Annotated in this window: 15 protein-coding genes; 8 read left to right on the forward strand and 7 right to left on the reverse strand. The window is 68.8% G+C overall.

Features of this window, described 5'->3' with window-relative positions:
• The first annotated feature begins 35 nt into the window (after positions 1–35).
• Both LSF15_RS03180 and LSF15_RS03185 read left to right on the forward strand, forming a co-directional pair.
• Entirely contained in the window at positions 36–1,373 is a 1,338-nt protein-coding gene (locus tag LSF15_RS03180) for a glutamine synthetase family protein (protein ID WP_232497080.1), read from the forward strand.
• A 10-nt stretch (positions 1,374–1,383) separates the two neighbouring features.
• Positions 1,384–4,413: a bifunctional [glutamine synthetase] adenylyltransferase/[glutamine synthetase]-adenylyl-L-tyrosine phosphorylase gene (locus LSF15_RS03185; RefSeq protein WP_232497081.1), complete on the forward strand. Its 3,030-nt coding sequence runs from the start codon at positions 1,384–1,386 to the stop codon at positions 4,411–4,413.
• A 77-nt stretch (positions 4,414–4,490) separates the two neighbouring features.
• On the opposite strand, the gene glnA is transcribed toward LSF15_RS03185, so the two are convergent.
• Positions 4,491–5,915 (reverse strand): type I glutamate--ammonia ligase, encoded by a 1,425-nt coding sequence (gene glnA, locus LSF15_RS03190; RefSeq protein ID WP_232497082.1) that lies wholly within the window; start codon positions 5,913–5,915, stop codon positions 4,491–4,493.
• Positions 5,916–6,057: 142 nt separating this feature from the next.
• Here glnA and LSF15_RS03195 point away from each other — a divergent pair, with 142 nt between their 5' ends.
• Positions 6,058–6,492 (forward strand): RDD family protein, encoded by a 435-nt coding sequence (locus LSF15_RS03195; RefSeq protein WP_232497083.1) that lies wholly within the window; start codon positions 6,058–6,060, stop codon positions 6,490–6,492.
• 62 nt (positions 6,493–6,554) lie between these two features.
• Here LSF15_RS03195 and LSF15_RS03200 read toward each other — a convergent pair whose 3' ends face one another.
• From LSF15_RS03200 to lipB, 3 genes are all read right to left on the reverse strand, one after another.
• Positions 6,555–7,268 carry a DUF4191 domain-containing protein gene (locus tag LSF15_RS03200; RefSeq protein WP_232497084.1) on the reverse strand — a complete coding sequence of 238 codons (714 nt, stop codon included), beginning with the start codon at positions 7,266–7,268 and terminating at the stop codon, positions 6,555–6,557.
• Between the two features lie 76 nt (positions 7,269–7,344).
• Positions 7,345–8,334 carry a lipoyl synthase gene (gene lipA / locus LSF15_RS03205; protein ID WP_232497085.1) on the reverse strand — a complete coding sequence of 330 codons (990 nt, stop codon included), beginning with the start codon at positions 8,332–8,334 and terminating at the stop codon, positions 7,345–7,347.
• Complete coding sequence (gene lipB / locus LSF15_RS03210; RefSeq protein ID WP_232497086.1) at positions 8,331–8,972, reverse strand: lipoyl(octanoyl) transferase LipB; 642 nt, start codon at positions 8,970–8,972, stop codon at positions 8,331–8,333. The genes lipA and lipB overlap by 4 nt, the downstream gene beginning before the upstream one ends.
• A 108-nt stretch (positions 8,973–9,080) precedes the next feature.
• On the opposite strand from lipB, the gene LSF15_RS03215 reads away from it, so the two are divergent.
• Positions 9,081–10,640 carry a protein kinase gene (locus LSF15_RS03215; RefSeq protein ID WP_232497087.1) on the forward strand — a complete coding sequence of 520 codons (1,560 nt, stop codon included), beginning with the start codon at positions 9,081–9,083 and terminating at the stop codon, positions 10,638–10,640.
• Here LSF15_RS03215 and sucB read toward each other — a convergent pair.
• The 3 genes from sucB to LSF15_RS03230 all read right to left on the reverse strand — a co-directional run bounded on the left by sucB (position 10,637) and on the right by LSF15_RS03230 (position 15,123).
• Complete coding sequence (gene sucB, locus LSF15_RS03220) at positions 10,637–12,112, reverse strand: 2-oxoglutarate dehydrogenase, E2 component, dihydrolipoamide succinyltransferase (RefSeq protein ID WP_232497088.1); 1,476 nt, start codon at positions 12,110–12,112, stop codon at positions 10,637–10,639. The two genes, LSF15_RS03215 and sucB, sit on opposite strands and share 4 nt — an antisense overlap.
• A 67-nt stretch (positions 12,113–12,179) precedes the next feature.
• Positions 12,180–13,553, reverse strand: a complete 1,374-nt coding sequence (lpdA, locus tag LSF15_RS03225; RefSeq protein WP_232497089.1) for a dihydrolipoyl dehydrogenase — start codon at positions 13,551–13,553, stop codon at positions 12,180–12,182.
• 97 nt (positions 13,554–13,650) lie between these two features.
• Positions 13,651–15,123, reverse strand: coding sequence for a leucyl aminopeptidase (locus tag LSF15_RS03230; RefSeq protein WP_232497090.1), 1,473 nt, complete (start codon positions 15,121–15,123; stop codon positions 13,651–13,653).
• 88 nt (positions 15,124–15,211) lie between these two features.
• Between LSF15_RS03230 and LSF15_RS03235 the strand changes: the two genes are divergently transcribed.
• The 4 genes from LSF15_RS03235 (at position 15,212) to LSF15_RS03250 (ending at position 19,791) form a co-directional block, all read left to right on the forward strand.
• A complete protein-coding gene (locus LSF15_RS03235; protein ID WP_232497091.1) occupies positions 15,212–16,135 on the forward strand; it encodes a proteasome assembly chaperone family protein in 924 nt (307 codons plus the stop codon).
• A gap of 269 nt (positions 16,136–16,404) precedes the next feature.
• Positions 16,405–17,781 (forward strand): RNA polymerase sigma factor, encoded by a 1,377-nt coding sequence (locus LSF15_RS03240; protein WP_232497092.1) that lies wholly within the window; start codon positions 16,405–16,407, stop codon positions 17,779–17,781.
• A 7-nt stretch (positions 17,782–17,788) separates the two neighbouring features.
• Positions 17,789–19,045, forward strand: coding sequence for a Mur ligase family protein (locus LSF15_RS03245; protein ID WP_232497093.1), 1,257 nt, complete (start codon positions 17,789–17,791; stop codon positions 19,043–19,045).
• The gene (locus LSF15_RS03250; protein WP_232497094.1) at positions 19,042–19,791 is read left to right on the forward strand and encodes a type 1 glutamine amidotransferase; all 750 of its coding nucleotides are present in this window, start codon (positions 19,042–19,044) and stop codon (positions 19,789–19,791) included. Before LSF15_RS03245 ends, LSF15_RS03250 begins: the two co-directional genes overlap by 4 nt.
• The last annotated feature ends 12 nt before the right edge of the window (positions 19,792–19,803 follow it).

Genomic DNA, 19,803 nt, shown 5'->3' on the forward strand with positions numbered 1-19,803 from the left:
AGCCAGTACGCTGAGAACTGCGAGAGAGGGTGTGGATGGATAAGCAGCGTGACTTCGTTCTTCGCACGATCGAGGAGCGGAGCGTGAAGTTCGTCAGGCTCTGGTTCACCGATGTCGTCGGCACCCTGAAATCGGTGGCGATCGCGCCGGCCGAGGTCGAGGGCGCGTTCACCGAGGGCATCGGCTTCGACGGGTCGGCGATCGAAGGACTCAGCCGAACCTTCGAGTCCGACCTGCTCGCCTTCCCCGACCCGTCGACTTTCCAGACGCTGCCCTGGCGCGGCGACATCGACCCCACGGGGCGCATGTTCTGCGACATCACCACGCCCGACGGTGTGCCTGCGGTCGCCGATCCCCGCAACGTGCTCAAGCGCACCCTCGCGCGCGCGGCCGATCGCGGGTTCACCTTCTACACGCACCCCGAGATCGAGTTCTACCTGCTGCGCTCGTCGAAGTACGGTGAAGACGGGCCCCAGCCGGTCGACTCGGCCGGCTACTTCGACAACGTCCCGGGCGGTACGGCGCACGATTTCCGCCGCCGATCGGTGCGCATGCTCGAAGACCTCGGAATCTCGGTGGAGTTCAGCCACCACGAGGCAGGTCCGGGCCAGAACGAGATCGATCTGCGATATGCTGACGCCCTCACCACTGCCGACAACATCATGACGTTCCGAACGGTGGTGAAAGAGGTTGCGATCGAGCAGGGCGTCTACGCGACGTTCATGCCGAAGCCCTTCTCGCAATACCCGGGCAGCGGCATGCACACCCACCTGTCCCTCTTCGAGGGCGACGCGAACGCGTTCTACGAGCCGGGGGCCCAGTACCAGCTGTCGAAGATCGGCCGACAGTTCATCGCAGGCCTGCTGAGGCACGCCAACGAGATCTCGGCGGTCACGAACCAGTTCGTGAACTCCTACAAGCGGCTGTGGGGTGGCGACGAGGCGCCGAGCTTCATCTGCTGGGGTCACAACAACCGCTCGGCCCTCGTGCGCGTGCCGCTCTACAAGCCCAACAAGGGCCAGAGCGCTCGGGTCGAGTATCGCGCGATCGACTCGGCCGCGAACCCGTATCTCGCGTTCTCGCTGCTGCTCGCCGCGGGAATGAAGGGCATCGAAGAGGGCTACGAGCTGCCGCCCGAGGCCGAAGACGACGTGTGGGCGCTGACCGACAGCGAGCGCCGCGCCCTCGGCTACAGCCCGCTCCCGGCGAGTCTCGACCACGCGATCGAGTACATGGAGACCTCAGAACTGGTGGCCGAAACGCTCGGCGAGCAGGTGTTCAACTACGTGCTCGCGAACAAGCGGGCCGAGTGGCGCGACTACCGATCGCAGGTGACGCCGTTCGAGTTGCAGCGGAACCTCGAGATCCTCTGACCGCGCGGCGATGACCCGAAAGGCTCCGACCCTCGCCCGCCTGGCCCGGGCGGGGTTCGATGAACTCGATCGGGCCGCGGCCGGCATCGAGGCGCTCACCGCCGGCACGGGCCTCGCGCCCGAGTGGCTCCTCGAGGCGTTCAGTGTCGCGGCCGACCCCGATGAGGCGCTCATCGCCGTGCAGCGCCTGCACGACCGGGCTCCGGCCGAGGTCGCCGCCGTGCTCGCGCACGATGCGTCGGCCCAGCGGATGTCCCGCCTCCTGGGGGCTTCGCGTGGACTGGGCGACTTCCTGCTGCGTCATCCCTCGCAGGTCGCGCTCTTCCAAGAGGTGCCGGCCCCGCCGCTCGGCGTCGATGACGCCCGCGTCGCGCTCCTGGCATCGCTCGACGATGACGGCGAGCCCGGCGCGCTCGATCCCGCCGATGCGGCGACCCGCATCCGCGTACGCTATCGGCGGCTCCTCGCCGGCATCGCGTTGTACGACCTCACGCGTGCCGACGCGGTCGACGTCGTCGACACGATCGGCTCCGGACTCGCCGACCTCGCGGGCGCCGCCCTCGATGCGGCGCTCATCGCTGCCCGCCGAGTGGTCGGCCGGGCCGACGGCACCCCGGCCACCCATGCCACCTTCCCGGCCGATGAGGTCGCGGCCACCCGACTCGCGATCATCGGCATGGGCAAGGCCGGCGCACGCGAGCTCAACTACGTCAGCGACGTCGACGTCATCTTCGTGGCGGAATCAGCCGACGAGGACGTCGTCGGCACACCCCGGGCCCTCGACATCGCCACGCGGCTCGCGATGACGACGATGCGGCTCATCGCCGAGGCCGGCATCGAGCCGCCGCTCTGGGAAGTCGATCCGAACCTGCGGCCTGAGGGCAAAGACGGTGCGCTCGTGCGCACCCTCGAGTCGCACCTGCAGTACTACGACCGGTGGGCGAAGAGCTGGGAGTTCCAGGCGCTGCTCAAGGCACGCCCCCTCGCCGGCGATCAGGAGCTCGGAGCACGCTACGCGGCCGGCGTGGCGCCGAAGGTGTGGTCGAGCTCGAGTCGCGAGGGCTTCGTCGAGTCGGTGCAGCGCATGCGTGAGCGGGTCACCGCGCACATCCCCGCCGACGAGGTCGACGTGCAGATCAAGCTCGGGCCCGGAGGGCTTCGCGACATCGAGTTCACGGTGCAACTGCTGCAGCTGGTCCACGGGGCGTCCGATGACGCGATCCACCAGCCTGGCACGCTCGCCGCGCTCTCGGCACTCGCCGAGCGCAGCTACGTCGGCCGTGAAGAGGCCGCCGAGTTCGCGCGCGACTATCGCGTCCTCCGAGTGCTCGAACATCGCATGCAACTCGACCGGCTCCGCCGTACGCACCTCATGCCGCGTGATGAGCGCAGCCTTCGCGTCCTCGCCAGGTCGTCAGGCCTCGGGCGCAACGCCGGTGAGCTTCAAGCCGCCTGGCAGACGACCCGTCAACGAGTGCGCGGGTTGCACGAGCGGCTGTTCTATCGGCCCCTGCTGTCGGCGGTCGCCGCCCTCCCCGCGTCGGGCCTCGAACTCACGAGCGAGCAGGCCGAGGCGCGGCTCGCGGCGATCGGTTTCCGGGACCCCCGCGGCGCCCTCGCGCACATCGCCGCGCTGACCGCCGGGGTGACCCGGCGCGCGGCGATCCAGCGACACCTCATGCCCGTGCTGATCTCGTGGTTCGCCGACGGCACCGACCCCGACTTCGGCCTGCTGTCCTTCCGTCGGCTGAGCGACACGCTCGGCACCACGCACTGGTACCTGCGCCTCCTGCGCGACTCATCCGACGCGGCGCTTCGGCTCACGCGCGTGCTCTCGGGTTCACGGTTCGCGGCAGCCCTGCTCGAGCGCGCGCCCGAGGCGGTGGCTTGGCTCGAAGATGTCGACGAGCTGCGGCCGAGATCGCTCTCCTCGCTCGAAGACGAGTCGCGTGCCGTGCTCAGTCGACACGGTGACGCTGATGATGCCGCGAAGATCTTCCGCGCGATGCGGCGACGAGAGGTGTTGCGGCTGTCGCTGGCCGCGATCCTCGACGTCTGCACGGTCGAAGAACTCGGCCACGGGCTCAGCGACCTCACGGCGAACCACATCGCCGCTCTGGTCGAGGCGATCCGCGGCGACGAGCCCGACGGCATCGAGTTCGCCGTCGTCGGCATGGGGCGGCTCGGCGGCCGCGAGCTCGGCATCGGCTCGGACGCCGACATCATCTACGTCTACCGTCCGATCGATGCCGATGCCGACGCCGATGCCGATGCCGCGCATCGCCGTGCACTGAAGATCGTCGCCGAACTCGTGCGACTGAGCGAAGACGCGCGGCTCCCGTTCGAACTCGACGCCGACCTTCGCCCCGAGGGCCGCAACGGCGTCGTCGCCCGGTCGCTCGACGCCTACCGTGCCTACTACGCTCGCTGGTCGCTCACCTGGGAGGCGCAGGCCCTGCTGCGCGCGCGCGCCATCGCAGGCGACCCCGCGCTCATCGCCGACTTCACCGAGCTTGCCGACTCCGTGCGCTACCCCGAGCGCATCTCCGACCAGGACGTGCGCGAGGTCAAGCGAATCAAGGCCCGTGTCGAGAACGAGCGGCTGCCGCAAGCAGCCGACCCGACCCGACACCTGAAGCTCGGTCGAGGCTCGCTCTCCGACGTCGAATGGTTCGTGCAGCTCGAGCAACTGAAGCACGGTGCATCCGTCGCCGACCTGCGCACGACATCGACGCTCGACGCGCTGCAGGCAGCTGCCGCGCACGGGCTCGTCGACCCGTCTGACGCAGAGGTGCTTCGCGCGGCGTGGGTGTTCACCTCGCGTGCCCGATCGGCTCTGACGCTCTGGCTCGACCGCACCACCGACGTGCTCCCGGTCGAGCGTTCGCAGCTCGAGGGCGTCGCCCGCATCATGGGGTACCCGCCGGGCTCGGCCGCACAGCTCGAGCACGACTACCTGCAGGTCACGCGGCGGGCGCGAGCGGTGTTCGAGCGCGGCTTCTACGGCCTCGAACCGCAGCGCACGCCGACGACCGGCTGACGCACAGAACGGGCCCGCCCGCCGAAGCGGTGCGGGCCCGTCTGGGGAACTGCAGCGGGGGACTGCAGGGCTCGGGGTCAGACTCCGTAGTAGAGCTCGAACTCGAACGGGTGCGGACGCTGAGCGAGGGGCTTCAGCTCCTTCTCGCGCTTGTAGTCGATCCAGGTTTCGATGAGCTCCTTGGTGAACACGCCGCCCTCGAGGAGGAAGTCGTGGTCGGCCTCGAGGGCCTCGAGTGCCTCGCCGAGCGATCCGGGCACCTGCGGGATCGACTTGGCCTCCTCGGGCGGAAGCTCGTAGAGGTCCTTGTCGACCGGCTCGTGCGGCTCGATGCGGTTGCGGATGCCGTCGATGCCCGCCATCAGCTGGGCGGCGAACGCGAGGTACGGGTTGCCCGAAGCGTCGGGGGCCCGGAACTCGATGCGCTTGGCCTTGGGGTTCGTGCCGGTGATCGGGATGCGGATCGACGCCGAACGGTTGCCCGCCGAGTAGACCAGGTTCACCGGGGCCTCGAAGCCGGGCACGAGGCGGTGGTACGAGTTGACGGTGGGGTTCGTGAACGCGAGCACTGCGGGAGCGTGCTTGAGCAGGCCGCCGATGTACCAGCGCGCGACGTCCGACAGTCCGCCGTAGCCGGCCTCGTCGTAGAACAGCGGCTTGCCCTCGTTCCACAGCGACTGGTGCGTGTGCATGCCCGATCCGTTGTCGCCGAACAGCGGCTTCGGCATGAACGTGGCCGTCTTGCCCCACTGGTCGGCCGTGTTCTTGACGATGTACTTGAACTTCAGGATGTCGTCGGCTGCGGAGACCATCGTGTCGAAGCGATAGTTGATCTCGGCCTGGCCGCCGGTGCCCACCTCGTGGTGCGCGCGCTCGAGGATGAGGCCGGCGTCGATGAGCTTCAGCGAGATGTCGTCGCGCAGGTCGGCCTGCTTGTCGACGGGCGAGACGGGGAAGTAGCCGCCCTTGTAGGGGGTCTTGTTGCCGAGGTTGCCGCCCTCTTCGGCGCGGCCCGAGTTCCAGGCGCCCTCTTCGGAGTCGACGGTGTAGAAGCTCGAGTGCTGGTTCACCTCGTAGCGGACGTCGTCGAAGATGTAGAACTCGGCCTCGGGGGCGAAGAACGCGGTGTCGGCGATGCCGGTCGAGGCGAGGTACTTCTCGGCCTTCTTCGCGACCTGTCGCGGGTCCTTCGAGTAGATCTCGCCATTGCGCGGATTGTAGATGTCGAAGACCATGATCAACGTGCGTTCGGCGCGGAACGGGTCGACGTACGCCGTGGACACGTCGGGGATGAGCTGCATGTCGGATTCGTGGATGTTGGCGAAGCCGCGGATCGACGAGCCGTCGAAGAGCTGGCCGACGGTGAAGAACTCTTCGTCGACCGTCGACGCCGGGATGTTGAAGTGCTGCTGCACGCCCGGGAGGTCGGTGAAGCGGATGTCGAGGAACTTGACATCCGTCTCCTTGATGAACTTGAGCACTTCGGACGAATCACTGAACATGTGACGAAATCTCCATCGGGGCAGGCGGGTGGGCCGAACGGACGTTCACAGCCACGAGCGACGCTATCCTCACGCCGTTTCCCGACCATGACCGGAATGTTTCGGCAATGTTACGCCCGGTGCGAGTCGATAGACTCGTCGGATGCCTCGATCCACCGCCCAGACGTCTGGAGATCTCGAGCCGAGTCGATATCCGGGCGAGCGACTCGGGCTGCCCGATCAGGGCACCGGCTCGGTCGCGCGTGCAGGGCGACGCATCGCCGCGCTGCTCATCGACTGGGCGAGCGCGATGCTCATCGCCCTCCTGTTCACCCCCTACGAGTCGGCCGCCTACACCTGGGTGACGCCGCTCGTCTTCGCCGTGCTGCAGATCGTGTTCATCCCGACCATCGGCGGCAGCATCGGCCACCGGTTGCTCGGCATGCACGTCGTGCCGGTCACCGGCGGCTGGGTCGGACCGTGGCGGCCCATCGTGCGCACGGTGCTGCTGGTGCTCGTCGTGCCCGCCCTCGTGTGGGACTCCGACCAGCGCGGGTTCCACGACAAGCTCGCCGGCACGGTGCTGATCCGCGCGTAGACGGCGACGCGGCGTCCGTCGATCGAATTCGAAGACGGATGCCGCGTGCGGGACGATTCGGATCAGCGGGCCTTGCCGCGCTGGGGGCGGACCTTCATCGGGTCGATGCCCTTCGGGATCGGAAGCTGCGTCTGCAGTGAGTTGAGGCGGTTCGACACTGCCAGCACCTCGGGCTTCGTCAGCGCCTTCTTCGTGGAGCGCAGTGCGCGGGGGAGTCGGTGGAGCTCGATCGAACCTTCGTCGGTTCCGACCGAGATGAGCGAGATCGGCACGTTCGGCAGCACGCGCTGGACCTTGCGCATCTCGTCGTCGAGCATTCGCTGCGTGCGTGAGACGGGACCCTCGCTGATGAGGGCGACACCGCCACGACCCACTGCGCGATACACCGCGTCTTGCGTCTTGCCGTTCACGGCGATCGGCATCTCGTTGCCGACCCAGCCGCCCCGCAGGCCGCTGCGCAGCACCGCACCGACGGCGCCGGGCTGACCCTCGATCTGCGAGTACGCGGCACGCTCGGCCCGTCGGCCGAGCACCACGAGGGCCAGGAGCAGACCCGCGAGCACGCCGGCGATCACCCAGAGTGCGATCGTGAAGCCGTTGCCCTCGCCGAACCAGATTCCGAGTCCCACACCGACGAGCACGGGTGCGAGGAAGACGGCGAGCATGAGCCATTGCGCCCTCGGATCGTATCGGCGGGTCATCTGGAAGACCTGCCACATCTGCTTGAAGCGGCCGGGCTCCTTCTGAGCCTTCGATGCGTCCTTCGTACGTGCCATGGTGTCTAGGATACCGGCGAGCGAGGCCGGCTCGGAACGTGTGAGCGCACGCGATCCGAGCCGACCGGGGCGGGGTTCAGCCGACGGCCTGCGCGAACCCCAGCGAGGCGTCGGCGAGGTGCGCGAGCTCGTCGGGGAGCTGGCGTCCCTTGGCCTGCATCGATTGCGCCCAAAGCCGGCCCGCGCGATAGGACGAACGAACGAGCGGGCCGGCGAGCACGCCCAGGAAGCCGATCTCCTCGGCCTCGGCCTTGAGTTCCACGAACTCCTCGGGGTGCACCCAACGGTCGACGGGGAGGTGTCGTGGGCTCGGCCGAAGGTACTGGGTGATGGTGATGATGTCGGTGCCGGCTCCATGCAGGTCACGCAGCGCCTGCGAGATCTCGGCGCGCTCCTCGCCCATCCCGAGGATGAGGTTCGACTTCGTGATCAGCCCCGAATCGCGGCCCTGCGTGAGCACGTCGAGCGAGCGCTCGTAGCGGAACGCAGGACGGATGCGCTTGAAGATGCGAGGCACCGTCTCGACGTTGTGCGCGAAGACCTCGGGTCGCGCGGAGAAGACCTCCGCGAGGTGGTCGGGATTTCCCGAGAAGTCGGGGACCAGGATCTCCACTCCGGTACCGGGCGATTGCCGGTGGATCTCTCGGATCGTCTCGGCGTACAGCCACGCGCCCTCGTCGGGCAGGTCGTCGCGGGCGACGCCCGTGACCGTCGAGTACCGCAGCTGCATGCGCGCGACCGACTCCGCGACCCGCCGCGGCTCGTCGACGTCGTAGTCGGCCGGCTTGCCGGTGTCGATCTGGCAGAAGTCGCAGCGGCGCGTGCACTGCGAGCCGCCGATGAGGAACGTCGCCTCGCGGTCCTCCCAGCACTCGTAGATGTTGGGACATCCGGCCTCTTGGCAGACCGTATGCAGTTCTTCGCTCTTCACGAGCGACTGCAGGGCACGGTACTCGGGACCCATCCTCGCCCGGGTCTTGATCCACTCCGGCTTGCGTTCGATAGGCGTCTGGGCATTGCGGACTTCGAGGCGAAGCATGCGGCGCCCCTCGGGTGCGGTGCTCATGCGGCGACCGCGTCGTCGGCCGCGGCGCGGAATCGGCGCGTGATCGGATCGACGAGGTCTTCGGGAGTCACCTCGCGGCCGACCTCGCGACTGATCGTCGTGATTCCGGCGTCGCGAATACCGCAGGCGACGATCCTGTCGTAGGGTTCGAGCGAGTTGCTGCAGTTGAGTGCGAAGCCGTGCATCGTGACGCCGTCGGCGACGCGGATGCCGATCGCGGCGATCTTGTTCTCGAAGCCCGGACTCCCCACCCACACACCGGATCGACCGTCGACCCTTCGCCCGTCGACACCGACCTCGGCGAGCACGTCGATGAGGATGCCCTCGAGTCGACGCACGTAGCCGACGACGTCGACGGGCTCAGGCAGACGGAGGATCGGGTAACCGACCAATTGGCCGGGACCGTGCCAGGTGATCTTGCCGCCGCGGTCGACGTCGATGACCGGGGTTCCGTCGGTCGGCCGCTCGTCGGGCGCAGTGCGCTTGCCGGCGGTGTAGACGGAGTGGTGCTCCAGGAGGAGTACGGTGTCGGGGCGTTCGCCCGCGACGACCGCGCGATGGACGGCGCGCTGAAGGTCGAGACCCTCGATATACGGCACGGAGTTGGCGCTTAGCCCCGTGACGACGATGTCGAGCATTCGGCCAGTCTAGGTGACTCGTCCTCCCCACTCGTGCACGTCGTCGGTACCTCCACATGGCGATCGAGGGTGAGACCGTGGCGGCCGCTCGAGCCGCAGGATCGGACCATGCGCCGAACGAACCGACCTGCTGCGGCTGCTGCGGCCGAGGCGAACCACGCCACGCCCGAGCAGTCGGCGACCACGACCACGATGGAGCGGAGCGTGGCGGGCTACCGGCTCCTGCGGCGCATCGCCACCGGTGATCGAGCCGACGTCTACCTCGCCACCGTCGACCGCTCCGAGAACGACGACGCTGAGGTCGCGTCGCTCGTCGCCGTTCGGGTCTACGCGTCGAGCGTGCCGGGGGAGTCGGTCGCCATCGAGATCGAAGCGATGGCCGCCGCCACCTCGCCGTCGCTGCCAGCACTCTACGACGTCGCTGCGCTCGACGACGGCCGCTGCTGCCTTGCCGTCGAGCGGATGCCGGGGCCGACGCTGGCGAGCCTGCTCGTGGGGCGATCGCTCGATCCCGGCGAGGCGGTGACGATCCTCGCTCCCATCGTCGTCGCCGTTGCAGAACTCGCCGAGTCCGGTTTCGTGCACACGCGGCTGTCGGCCAACGACGTGATCATCGACGGCACGGGGCGTCCGCGCCTCATCGGACTCGGTGCGCTGCAGCGGATGCCGCAACACGCGCACCAGGCCTCACGCACCGACCTGCTGCGCACGGGCCACGAGGTGCTCGCCGAACTCATCGGCGTCGTGGTGCAGGCGACGAAGCCGGCGGGAGTCTTCGATGACGCGCTCGAGATCCTCGGGGCGGCGCTCGCGACGCGACCTTTCGTGCCTTGCGAGCGTGCGGTCGAACGGGCGCTCTTCGACGCCGCGACACCGACCCCGATCGCCGGCGTGTCGGTGCGTCAGCGACCGACGGCGCTCCCGGGCCGAATGACGGCACCGCAGATGCCGGTCGCCGAAGCAGATACCGACGATGCCGGACCTCGGCGCGGCCGGCGAGGGATGCTCGCCGGCCTCGCCGAGATCGCCCAACTGCCGCTGTCGGTGCCGTCCGTCGACCGCGTCGCCGAGATGGCCGATCACGACCACGCGGCGACCCTCGTCGGGCGGCTGAGGAGACGACTGACCGGCAGTCGTCGCCCCCTGTTCATCGGCGGACTGGTCGGCGCTTCCGCGCTCGTCCTCCTGCTCACGCTCGTTCCGCCGGCTCCGGCCGGCGACGGTACCGCAGCTGAACGGGAGACGACGGCGCACTCCGATCCCGTGGTTCCGGTTCCCTCGACGACTCCGCAGCCTTCGGCTGCGACCGACGAGCCGACGACGCCCGACGACGCCGAAGCGGAACCCGATCTCGACGTGGTGAGCGCGGCGGTGCATCTGCTCGAGCTGCGCGCCAGTTGCCTTGCAACGCTCGACCAGGCCTGTCTTGCGCAGGTGGTGCAACCCGATTCGGCGATGGAGCGTGCCGATCTCGACCTGTTGGCGCAGGCGCGGTCGGGTTCAGCGGTGCCCCTCGATGCATTCGCGCTCGATGCGGTCGCCGTCAGCGCCGAGATGGGTTCGGCGGTGCTGCTCACCGTTCCGTACGCTGACGCCCAACGCGAACCGGCCTCGCTCCTCGTGATGAGGAGCGAGGCCGGCTGGCGATTGCGCGAGCTGTTCGACTAGATGCCGAGGTCGCCTTCGAACGCGCCCTCTTCGAGGCGCTCCTTGACCGCCGTCAGGAAGCGGGCCGCGTCGGCACCGTCGATGATGCGGTGGTCGTACGACAGCGCGAGGTAGACCATCGAACGCACGGCGATCGCGTCGGAGCCGTCCTGGCTGACGACGACCGCCCGCTTGACGACGGTTCCGGTACCGAGGATGGCCGACTGCGGCAGGAACACGACCGGTGTGTCGAAGAGCGCGCCGCGCGAACCGGTGTTCGTGAGCGTGAACGTTCCGCCCGAGAGCTCATCGGGCTTGAGCTGGTTGTTCCGCGTGCGATCGGCCAAGTCGGCGATCTGCGCCGCGAGGCCAGCGAGGTCGAGCTCGGCCGAGTTGCGGATGACCGGCGTCAGCAGACCGCGCTCGGTGTCGACCGCGATGCTCATGTTCTCGCTTGCCGGGTAGACGATGCTGTCGCCGTCGACCGTCGAATTGATGATCGGATACGCCTGCAGCGCCTCGGCAGCGGCCATCGCGAAGAACGGCAGGAACGAGAGCTTGTTGCCGGTCTTGGCGAGGAAGTCCGCCTTCACGGTGTCGCGAAGGCGAGCGACACGGGTGACATCGACTTCGACGACGGTCGTCAGCTGTGCGGTCGAGGTCATCGAGACGACGGCGCGCTCTGCCACGACCTTGCGCAGACGCGTCATCGGCACCGTCGTGCCGCGCAGCGGCGACGGCTCGAGCGGCTGACGCGCGGCCGGAGCGGCCGCCGCGGGAGCGGACTGGGCCGAGATGACGTCCTGCTTGCGGATGCGACCGCCGACACCCGTGCCGGTGACACTCGCGAGGTCGATGCCCTGCTCGTTCGCGAGCTTGCGAACGATCGGGGTGACGTATCCCGAGGGCCCGGCGTGCGAGCCGGACGCGGCAGCAGGAGCAGGTGCGGCAGCAGGAGCAGGTGCGGCAGCAGGAGCAGGTGCGGCAGCAGGAGCAGGTGCGGCAGCAGGAGCAGGTGCGGCAGCAGGAGCAGGTGCGGCAGCGGGTGCCGCAGCCGGCTCAGGTGCGGGAGCGGCCGGGGCAGCAGCGGGAGCGGGTGCGGCGACAGGCTCGGGAGCGGGTGCGGCGACAGGCTCGGGAGCGGGTGCGGCGACAGGCTCGGGAGCAGGTTCAGTTGGCGCGGCGGCCTCGGGAGCGGGTGCAGCGGGCGCAGCCTCGGCCTGTGGTGCAGCCTCGGGCGCGGCAGCGGCTCCGGAGCCGTCACCGATCGTCACGAGGGCGGTGCCGACTTCGACAGTCTCGTCCTCTTGGACGAGGATCGCCTCGATGACCCCCGCAACCGGCGACGGGATCTCGGTGTCGACCTTGTCGGTCGAGACCTCGAGCAGCGGCTCGTCGACCTCGACACGGTCGCCGACATTCTTCAGCCAGCGGGTGACCGTGCCTTCAGTGACACTCTCACCGAGTGCCGGGAGGCTGACGGATTCGCTCATGCGCTTGTCTCCTTCACAGCGTGGAACGCGTTCTAGCTTATTGCAGTCATGGTTGGGGGGCGGTGGATCAGATCGCGTGGAGTGGCTTGCCGGCGAGCTTCAACACGGCCTCACCGAACGCCTCGCCCTGGGTCGGGTGAGCGTGGATGAAGGGGGCGATGTCTTCGGGGTAGGCCTCCCAGTTGACCGCGAGCTGCGCCTCGGCGATGAGCTCGCCCGCACGCCCGGCGATGATGTGCACGCCGACGATCGGACCGTCGTTGACTCGGACCACCTTGATCGATCCGCTCGTTCCGAGGATGCTGCTCTTGCCGTTGCCGGCGAGGTTGTAGTCGTAAGCGCTGACCTGGTCGGCGCCGAACTTCTCGGCGGCCTTCGCCTCGGTGTAGCCGACCGACGCGATCTCGGGCTCGCAATAGGTGATCTTCGGGATGTTGACGTCTTCGACGATGATCGGGTTGAGTCCGGCGATCTCTTCGGCGACGAAGATGCCCTGCTGGTAGCTGCGGTGCGCGAGCTGCAGGCCGGGGACGATGTCGCCGACGGCATAGACGCCGGGCAGGTTCGTCTGGAGACGCTCGTTGGTGGGCACGAAGCCTCGGTCGAGGGTCACGCCGGCCTCTTCATAACCGAGGTTCTGCGTGACCGGGCCGCGGCCGACCGCGACGAGCAGCAGCTCGGCCTCGTGGGTCTGGCCGTTCTCGAGGGTCACGACGACGCCCTGGTCGTTCTGGCTGACGCTCTGGAACCGCACACCGAGCGAGAAGTCGATGCCGCGCTTGCGGAAGGCGCGCTCGAGCTGCTTGGAGATCGACTCCTCTTCGTTCGGGACCAGGTGGGGGAGCGCCTCGATGATGGTCACCTCTGCCCCGAATGAGCGCCAGACGCTCGCGAACTCGACGCCGATGACGCCGCCGCCGAGTACAGCGACCTTCTTGGGCACGAAGTCGAGCTCGAGTGCCTGCTCGCTCGTGATCACGCGTCCGCCGATCTCGAGACCGGGAAGGGACTTGGAGTAGGAGCCCGTGGCGAGCACGACGTTCTTGCCGACGTAGCGGTCGTCGCCGACCTGCACGGTGTTCGCGGCGACGAGTCGGCCCTCGCCTTCCACGACGGGGATGCCGCGCGCCTTCAGCAGACCCTGCAGGCCCTTCCACTTGCTCGCGACGATGCCCTCGCGGTAGGCGGAGACGGCGTTCATGTCGATGCCCTCGAACGCGGCCTTGATGCCGTACTTCGCAGCGTCCTTCGAGACCTCGGCGACCTCGGCGGCATGCAGCAGCGCCTTGGTCGGGATGCAGCCTCGGTGCAGACACGTGCCGCCCAGCTTGTCCTTCTCGATCACCACGGCCGTGAGGCCGAGTTCGACGGCGCGGATGGCCGCGGCATAACCCGCGCTTCCGCCGCCCAGGACGACAATGTCAAAGTTCTGCTCGGACAACCGCAATCTCCCTTGCGCACCTGATCAGCGACACGGACTGCCGGCGGCTCGTTGCCGCGGCAGGCGTATGGGCGACGTTCTCGCCCATATGACCTTACTACCCTGCGGCGAGCTGCTCGCCCAGGCGAACGAGGGTGCGCACCGCGGCGCCGGTGGCCCCCGACCCCGTGAATCCCCAGCCCGCGCCCGAGTTGTGGGCCGGGCCTGCGATGTCGATGTGCGCCCACGGGATGCGCGTGTCGGCGCCCTCGCGGGTGCCGACGAACTGCTGCAGGAAGACCCCTGCGAGCAGCATGCCGGGCACGGTCATGCCGAGCTTCGTGTTCGCGAAGTCGGCGACATCGGACTTGAGGAGGGGCAGCAGGTTGCCGGGCAACGGCATCGGCCAGGTCGCTTCATCGACGGCGTCGGCCGCGGCGCGCACTTCGGCAACCAGCTCATCTTCGCCCATGACCCCGGCGATGCGGTGACCGAGCGCGACGACCTGGGCGCCTGTGAGGGTCGCCACGTCGATGATCGCGTCGGGCTGCTCCTCGCTCGCGGCGACGAGGGCGTCGGCGAGGACGAGCCGGCCCTCGGCGTCGGTGTTGACGACCTCGACGGTCTTGCCGCCGCGGATGCGAAGCACGTCGTTCGGGCGGGTCGCCGTGCCCGACGGCATGTTCTCGGCGAGGCAGAGCCACCCTGAGACCCGAATGGGTACCCCGAGCTCGGCCAGCGCGACGATCGTCGCGAGCACCGCCGCCGCGCCCGCCATGTCGGTCTTCATCCCGACCATCGATGCCATCGGCTTCAGCGACAGTCCGCCGGAATCGAAGGTGATCCCCTTTCCGATGAGCGCGAGGTGCACGGATGCCCCCTCCGGCGCCCATTCGAGGCGCACGAGCCGCGGTCCACGACTCGAGCCCTGCCCCACTCCGAGGATGCCGCCGAATCCGTCGGCCTCGAGTGCAGCTTCGTCCCAGACCCGGGTCGTCGCACCGGCCGCGGTGGCGAGCTTCACGGCGATGTCGGCGAAGCTCTCGGGGAACAGTTCCGCGGGTGACGCATTGACGAGGTCCTTCGTCCGCGCGACGGCGGCCACGACGGCACGAACCCGCTCGAGTCCGACGCGGTCGGTCGTGAAGTCGGTGTGCAGGTCGATGCGGGTCACCGACGGCTTCGGGTCGGTGCGGTACTCGTCATAGGCGTACGCTCCGAGCGCGGCGCCCTCGAGCAGCGCGGCCGCAGCCTCGACATCGTCGGTCGGCACGGCGATCGCGACGGACGCGGTGTCGGTGAATCGCCGCACCGCGGCTCCTGCGGCGACACGGAGGCTCGCGACATCCGCTCGCTCTCCGACGCCGGCGACGGCGACGACGCGCGGTCCGCTTCCGGTGCCGGGCAGGCGGGTGAGTTCCTCGGCGGCACCCGTGGCGCCCAACGTCGCGAGGTGCGGCGCAATCCACTCGAATCCGTCGGCGGCGAGCAGTTCGGGCCCGTCTGCGCCCTTCCGCGCGGCGAGCAGGACGACGTCTGCGTCGGACTCGGCGGCGGGGGATGGGGTGACGGTGAGCGAGGGAACGGTCATGACTGCGATCGTACGTGTTCGCTCTCGGCATCATCGTGCCGCCCCCGGTGCCGCCGGTCGCGGGATCCAGCGTCACTAGGCTGGAATCATGCGCGATTCCCGTTCCCTCTACGAGCTGAATCCGGATGTCTCGGTGCCGCCCGGCCTTCCGCTCGTCGCCGGACTCACGGGATTCGCCGACGCCGGCGGTGCGGTCGCGCAGACGACCGAGTACCTTCGTGCGACGCTCGACACGACGGTGGTCGCCACGTTCGACGTCGACGAACTCCTCGACTATCGCGCTCGGCGTCCGATCATCCTGTTCGAGGGAGACCACCTCACCGAGTACACGCCCCCGCGACTCGCGCTCGACCTCGCGCGCGACGAACTGGGGCAGCCGTTCCTGCTGCTGACCGGGTTCGAGCCCGACTTCCGGTGGGAGCAGTTCACCTCGGCCGTGCTGGCCCTCGTCGAAGAGCTCCAGGTCTCGTCGACGACCTGGATCAATGCGATCCCGATGCCGGTTCCGCACACCCGGCCGATCAGCGTGACGGTGAGCGGCAACCGCCACGAGCTCATCGAGCAGATGTCGGTCTGGCGGCCGACCACGCAGGTGCCGTCGAACGTGCTGCACCTGCTGGAGTTCCGGCTGCACGAGCTCGGCCAGTCGACCACCGGGTTCGTCCTGCTGATCCCGCACTACCTCAACGATGCCGAGTTCCCCTCGGCCGCGGTCGCGGCACTCGAGGCGATCAGTGCGTCGACGGGGCGCATCTTCCCCACGGATGCGCTGCGTGAACAGGGTCGCGATTTCGTGGCGCGCATCGACGAACAGGTCGCCGAGAACGGCGAGCTCGCGAAACTCGTGCACACGCTCGAGGAGCGCCACGACGCCTACATGGAGGGCACGACGCTGCGGTCGCCGCTCACCGATGAAGATGGTGAACTGCCGTCGGCCGATGAGATCGCCGCCGAGCTCGAGAAGTTCCTCGCCTTCCGTCGCACGCGCGACGACGAAGGGCCGAAGGGCTGATCCGGCACGGGCCGATCCGCCACGGGAATGGCCGTCGCCGTTCCTGCGTTGTCAATACCTGAGGCGACGCGGCGTCTGACGTGCGCTCACGGGGGTCCGGGGCTGTATACTGGAGGCCAGGACCCGTTCGGGTTCGCGGGTGCGAACATCATCGCACCGATCTCGCGGACTTGACATGGGTCCTCATAGTGTCCGAAAACGACGGACCGACCGCATGAGCCGCCGCCCGAGAGGGCGAACGCCGCGCGACGGTAGGAGAGGTTCAACGAATGGCAACGACGAAGGCGCAGGCGCAGACGGCAAGCGAGGCTGAGAAGCCTGCCGCGAAGCGCCCGACTGCCGCGAAGTCGGCCGCCCCGAAGTCGACGGCACCCAAGGCGCCTGCGAAGGCGACGACCGCCAAGTCGACGGCGAAGACCACGCCTGCGAAGGCCACCCCCGCAGCGAAGGCGCCGCGCACGGGTACGGCGAAGGGCGCTGCGAAGCCGCGCACGAAGGCCGCAGGCAAGTCCGGGTCCGACGAAGACGGCGATGAGGTCGACCCGGCAGAGCTCGAGGAGGTCGCGGTCGAAGAGGTCGCTGTCGACGCCGCAGATGCGGCAAACGACGCAGCCTCCGACGACGACCACACCAAGCCGATCCCGGTCGAGCCGCACCCGACCGGCGCGCTCGTGCTGCGCGCCGTCGACGACGAAGACGAAGTGCCGGTCTACTCGGCGGCGATCACCGGTGCCACTGCCGACCCGGTCAAGGACTACCTCAAGCAGATCGGCAAGGTCGCGCTGCTGAACGCAGCCGAAGAAGTCGAACTCGCGATGCGCATCGAGGCGGGTCTCTTCGCCGAGGAGAAGCTGTCGGCGATGTCCGACGCAGAGAAGCGGTCGCAGCTCGGTCGCGAGCTGCAGTGGGTCGCGAAAGACGGCCAGCGTGCCAAGAGCCACCTGCTCGGCGCGAACCTGCGCCTCGTGGTCTCGCTCGCGAAGCGCTACACCGGTCGCGGCATGCAGTTCCTCGACCTCATCCAAGAGGGCAACCTGGGCCTCATCCGTGCGGTCGAGAAGTTCGACTACACCAAGGGGTTCAAGTTCTCGACCTACGCGACGTGGTGGATCCGGCAGGCGATCACCCGCGCCATGGCCGACCAGGCTCGCACCATCCGCATCCCGGTGCACATGGTCGAGGTCATCAACAAGCTCGCCCGAGTGCAGCGCCAGATGCTGCAGGACCTCGGTCGCGAGCCCACGCCCGAAGAGCTGAGCCGCGAACTCGACATGACCCCCGAGAAGGTCATCGAGGTGCAGAAGTACGGCCGCGAGCCGATTTCGCTGCACACTCCGCTCGGTGAAGACGGCGACAGCGAGTTCGGTGACCTGATCGAAGACACCGAGGCGGTCGTTCCGGCCGACGCGGTGGGCTTCACGATGCTGCAGAAGCAGCTCGAGTCGCTGCTCGACTCACTGAGCGAACGCGAGGCAGGCGTCATCCGCATGCGGTTCGGCCTCGGCGACGGCATGCCGAAGACGCTCGACCAGATCGGTGACACCTTCGGGGTGACCCGCGAGCGGATCCGCCAGATCGAGTCCAAGACGATGGCGAAGCTCCGCCACCCGTCCCGATCGCAGTCGCTGCGCGACTACCTCGAGTAGGCCGCAGGTGCGTTACGCGCCGGCGATCCTCGTCGGCAGGTTCGTCAGATTCGCCGCCCGGCTGCGCAAGCCCGGCGGCGGATCCGCGATTCCCGGCCTCATCGTCAACCGGATCGCGCCCGGGTACCTCAAGCGCACCCTGTCGGGCTTCCCGCAGGGTCTCGTCGTGGTCTCGGGGTCGAGTGGCAAGTCGACGACCACGAAGATGCTGGTCGCCGTCCTGCGTGCCCACGGCATCGACGTGTTCACGAACCCGTCGACGGCGAACATCAGCCAGGGCCTCACCTCGGCGCTCCTCGAACGCGCCGACTGGCAGGGGCGCGTGCCCGGCGATGTCGCCGTCCTCGAGATGGACGAAGGACACGGTGCCCTGGTCATGCAGGGCGTCGACGCTCGCGTCGTCGCGCTCACGAACGTGATGGTCGACCAGATCGACCGGTTCCACGACTCCGACATGGTCGCGGGAATGCTCGCACGCATCGCCGTGCAAGCCCACGAGGCCGTGGTCGTGAACGCCGACGATGCCAACCTCGAACGCCTCGCCGCACAACTGCGATCGGATGTCGCGGTGCACCGTTTCGGCGTCTCGCAGGCCGTGCTCGACGCCTCTCCCCGAGGTCTCGGCTACACCGAGACGTCGCCCGAACGTCTCGCCGACGGCACCGGCGTTCGCGTGACCACGGTCGACGGCGCCGAGGCGGTGCTCGACGACGGCGGGACATCCGTCTCGATCGGCCTGCCGGCGCGCGGAACCCACTACGCCCTCGATGCCGCCGCCGCGTACTCGACGGCTCGAGCCGTCCTGGGGCAGCGCTTCTCGCCAACGGCCGCGGCGCGCGCGCTGAGCGAGATCCCGGCGGTCTTCGGGCGCGGCGAGCGAGTGGCCGTGAGAGGACACGACGTCGAGTTCGTGCTTGTGCAGAACCCCGCGAGCTACCAGCTCAACGTCGATTCGATCGCGCCGGGCACCGAGCAGATCCTCTTCGCGATCGGCGCCGACGTTCGCGACCCTTCGTACTTCTGGCCCACCGATGCCTCGACGCTCGGTCGCGTCTCGATCGTCAGCGGTTCCAAGGCTGCCGAGGCGGCGCTCATGCTCGCGTACGACGGTGTCGAGATCGATCGGGTCGAACCCGACCTCGGTCGGGCGCTCGACGACTTCCTGGCAGCGCCCGCACCCGTATCGGGTGTGAAGACCATCGTGTTCTCCGCCGACTCGATGCGACGCACTCGAGCGCACCTCGGACTCACTGGAGCGGAATGACCCTCACCATCGTCTCGCTGCTGCCCAGCCTGCAGAACACCAACGGCGACGCCGAGAACGCCGCCGTGCTCGCGGCCCGTGCCCGATGGGCCGGGCTCGATGCCGCGGTCGTTCCCGTCGAGCGTCGCAGCGATCTGCCCGCGCGGGTCGACGCCATCGTGCTCGGGTCCGGTGACGACTCGTCACTCGATGCGGCGCGTGCTGCGCTCATGGAGTTCCACGACGATCTGCGAACGTGGGGCACCGATGGCGTGCCGATCCTGGCGGTCGGCACCGGGTGGGAGCTCCTCAGCTGGGGCGTCGAGCGCCGTGGCGGGCCTGTCGTCGAGGGCCTCGGCATCCTTCCCGGCCGAGCGGTGCCCCGTGCTTCGCGAATGACCGGCGACCTCGTGGTCGCCACCGCTCGGTTCGGCACCCTCGTCGGGTTCGAGAACCACGCGCGCGACTACGTCGGCGCCGAGGGCTCCCCTCTCGGTCGCGTTCGCGCCGGCAGCGGCAACGGCCGCGACTCGGGCCAAGAGGGCGTCGTCATGGGATCGGTCATGGGCACGCACCTCCACGGGCCCGTGCTGGCGAAGAATCCGGCATTCGCCGATGCGTTGCTCGGCATCGCAGCCGACCGCGCGGGCCTCGCGTACCAGCCGGGGGAGCGCGCGGCGGTCGTCGACGGGTATGCCGACGCCGCCCGCGAGGCGCAACTCGCCGCAGCGCGCGTCGCGGCATCCGCCGCGGAACCGATCGGCTGATCGTCGCGACGT

Source organism: Agromyces humatus (assembly GCF_021228295.1).
Lineage (GTDB): Bacteria > Actinomycetota > Actinomycetes > Actinomycetales > Microbacteriaceae > Agromyces > Agromyces humatus.

Coding starts and splice junctions, on each gene's coding strand:
- LSF15_RS03250 (WP_232497094.1), top strand. CDS start 19,042: ATGACCCTCACCATCGTCTCGCTGCTGCCCAGCCTGCAGAACACCAAC.
- LSF15_RS03240 (WP_232497092.1), top strand. CDS start 16,405: ATGGCAACGACGAAGGCGCAGGCGCAGACGGCAAGCGAGGCTGAGAAG.
- LSF15_RS03215 (WP_232497087.1), top strand. CDS start 9,081: ATGCGCCGAACGAACCGACCTGCTGCGGCTGCTGCGGCCGAGGCGAAC.
- LSF15_RS03195 (WP_232497083.1), top strand. CDS start 6,058: ATGCCTCGATCCACCGCCCAGACGTCTGGAGATCTCGAGCCGAGTCGA.
- LSF15_RS03235 (WP_232497091.1), top strand. CDS start 15,212: ATGCGCGATTCCCGTTCCCTCTACGAGCTGAATCCGGATGTCTCGGTG.
- sucB (WP_232497088.1), bottom strand. CDS start 12,112: ATGAGCGAATCCGTCAGCCTCCCGGCACTCGGTGAGAGTGTCACTGAA.
- lipB (WP_232497086.1), bottom strand. CDS start 8,972: ATGCTCGACATCGTCGTCACGGGGCTAAGCGCCAACTCCGTGCCGTAT.
- glnA (WP_232497082.1), bottom strand. CDS start 5,915: ATGTTCAGTGATTCGTCCGAAGTGCTCAAGTTCATCAAGGAGACGGAT.
- lipA (WP_232497085.1), bottom strand. CDS start 8,334: ATGAGCACCGCACCCGAGGGGCGCCGCATGCTTCGCCTCGAAGTCCGC.
- LSF15_RS03200 (WP_232497084.1), bottom strand. CDS start 7,268: ATGGCACGTACGAAGGACGCATCGAAGGCTCAGAAGGAGCCCGGCCGC.
- LSF15_RS03180 (WP_232497080.1), top strand. CDS start 36: ATGGATAAGCAGCGTGACTTCGTTCTTCGCACGATCGAGGAGCGGAGC.
- LSF15_RS03230 (WP_232497090.1), bottom strand. CDS start 15,123: ATGACCGTTCCCTCGCTCACCGTCACCCCATCCCCCGCCGCCGAGTCC.
- LSF15_RS03185 (WP_232497081.1), top strand. CDS start 1,384: ATGACCCGAAAGGCTCCGACCCTCGCCCGCCTGGCCCGGGCGGGGTTC.